At 66.2% G+C, this 2674-nt stretch carries 2 protein-coding genes; both read left to right on the top strand.

From position 1 onward, the window contains the following. Positions 1-258: hypothetical protein (locus tag VK519_RS15720; protein WP_324351302.1), on the top strand; the 258-nt coding region annotated here is incomplete at its 5' end. Positions 259-318: 60 nt separating this feature from the next. Beyond that, entirely contained in the window at positions 319-2445 is a 2127-nt protein-coding gene (locus VK519_RS15715; RefSeq protein ID WP_324351300.1) for an ATP-binding protein, read from the top strand. Positions 2446-2674 lie beyond the last annotated feature (229 nt).

Raw genomic sequence — 2674 nt, 5'->3', positions numbered from 1 at the left:
CTGCTGGCCGAACCGGGTGTAGAGCTTGTGAAGGTGCGCCCCGGCGACGGCCGCCGGGCCATGCATGGTGCACTGGACAGCCGGAAGTTCCACGGCTACGGCGTGGCGATCGAGGCCGGCCGACTGGGCCAGGTGGGCAAGGAACTGGAACAACTCGGGCGCGTGATGGCGGCAGCCAGCCCATCGCAGGGCACGCACGTACGGCTGGCCATTGTGTTCGATGCGGTAGAGCGCGCCTGCAGGGTGCATCCGTTGTAGTGGCACGACCGTTCTGTCCGACGCCGTGCGGGGTATGATCCCCCGCCGGAGGAGAACACCGTGGAACCCAGCGCAAGCGCCCTATCGTTGATCCTGGATAGCGCCGTGGACACGGCGATCATCGCGCTGGACACGCACGGGCTGGTGCGCCTTTGGAGTGCGGGCGCCCGAAAGCTCCTGGGCTGGACCGCCGTTGAGATGACCGGCCAGTCGCTCGAACGCATTTTTCCCGAGGACGCCCAGCCTCGCGAACGCCTTGCCGAGGAAATGCACGACGCCAGGACCCGCGGGCGTGGCGGTCATGAAGGCTGGCGCGTGCGCAAGGATGGTTTGCGCTTCTGGGCAGTTGGCGAAATGACGCCCGTCGCCGGGGTCGGTGCCGGGGACATTGCCTTCGTCAAGGTGCTGCGCGACCGCACCCAGCAGATGCTCGCCGAACAAGCCCTGGAGAGCGAGCGCCGCGTGCTGGCGGTACTGAACCGCGCCAGTACCGCGCTGGCACGCGAGACCAGCGTCGACGCACTGGTGCAGGCGGTGATCGACGCCGGCGTGGAGCTCACCGGTGCGCGTTTCGGCGCCTTCATCTACAACGCGCTCGATGGGCAGAACGGCAACTACCCGCTGCATGCCCTGTCGGGTGTATCCCCGGAGATGTTCGCCAGGTTCCCGATGATGCGGAATATCGAGGTGTTCGCGTCCACGCCGGAAGGCGCAGGTATCGTGCGCTCGGGCAACATCAAGGTGGACGCCCGCTACAGCCAGGGCATGTCCGACCAGGCCGCGCCCACGCGCCCGTTCGATGTCACCAGTTACCTGGCCGTGCCGGTGGTGGCGCGCGGCGGCCACGTGCGGGGCGGCCTGTTCTTCGGTCATCCGGATGCCGACGTGTTCACCGACCGCGCCGAGCACTCGGTGATGGCGCTGGCAGCCGAGGCTGCGATCGCCATCGACAACGCCCGCCTGTTCGAGGAAACCCAGCGCCTGAATGCGACGCTGGAACAACAAGTGGCCGAACGCACCGAGCAGTTGCACCTGCAGGAAGATGCCCTGCGCCAGGCGCAGAAGATGGAGGCCGTCGGCCAGCTCACCGGTGGCATTGCGCACGACTTCAACAACCTCCTGCAGGGCATCGTGGGAAGCCTCGACCTGATCGCCGCGCGGATCGAGCAAGGCCGCACCAACGATCTTTCCCGTTTCATCACCGGCGCCATGAGCTCGGCCAATCGTGCCTCGGCGCTCACCCATCGCCTGCTGGCGTTCTCACGCCGGCAACCGCTCGATCCGAAGCCGGTACGGGTGAACCCGCTGGTGATGTCGATGGAGGACCTGCTGCGGCGCACGCTGGGCGAGCACATCACCGTCCACCTTGACCTGGACACTGGGCTGTGGCTCACCCTGTGCGATGAAAACCAGCTGGAAAGCGCCATCCTTAACCTGGTGATCAACGCCCGCGATGCCATGCCCGATGGTGGCGAGCTCACCATCACCACCAGGAACTCCAGTCTCGTCGCAAGCGCGTTAAGCCACGACGTGCCTTCGGGCGACTTCGTCTGCATCACTGTCACCGATACGGGCGTGGGCATGTCGCCGGCCACCATCGACCGCGCCTTCGAGCCGTTCTACACCACCAAGCCGATGGGCCAGGGCACGGGCCTTGGGCTATCGATGATCTACGGTTTCGTGCGGCAGTCCGAAGGCGTGGCGCGCATCGTGAGCGAACTGGGCCAGGGCAGCACCATCCGCCTATACCTGCCGCGCCACCATGCCGAGGCCCCCATCGTCGAAAGTCCCGCGACTGCCGGGCTGAAGCACCATGGCGACAGCGAGAAAGTCGTACTGGTGGTGGAAGACGAGCCGGTGGTACGGAACCTGGTGGTGGAAGTCCTGGATGAACTGGGTTACACCACGCTCGAAGCCGGCGACGGCCAGGCGGGCCTCGACCTGCTGCAATCGCACCAGCGCATCGACCTTTTGATCACCGACATCGGCTTGCCCCTGATCAACGGCCGCCAGATGGCGGACGCGGCGATAGCCACCCGCGCGAACCTCAAAGTGCTGTTCATGACCGGCTACGCCGAGAACGCCGCCGCACCGGGGGGGTTCCTCGGGCCGAACATGCAGATGATCACCAAGCCGTTCGCCTTCGAACGCCTCGCCTCGCGCGTGCGCCAGATGCTGGCCGACTGAACAAAGCGGTCAGGACCAAAGGGGTCAGAGTTTTACTCTGACCCCCACCCTCTGACCCCCACGTCCCAACTCCCGCGGCGCAGCTTCAGGCACCCGCCTTCTTGCGCGCGCGGCCCCGGTGCTTCTTAAGGTTCGCGTGGGAATCGCCGATCATCGCCTGCATCGCGTTGCGCGCTACTTCTGGCTGCTTGCGGGCAATCGCCTCCAGCACCTGCTGGTGGTGCGGCAA

The organism is Pinirhizobacter sp., assembly GCF_035317885.1.
Taxonomy (GTDB): Bacteria; Pseudomonadota; Gammaproteobacteria; order Xanthomonadales; family Rhodanobacteraceae; genus Pinirhizobacter.
This window is presented reverse-complemented; position numbering and strand designations above follow the sequence as displayed.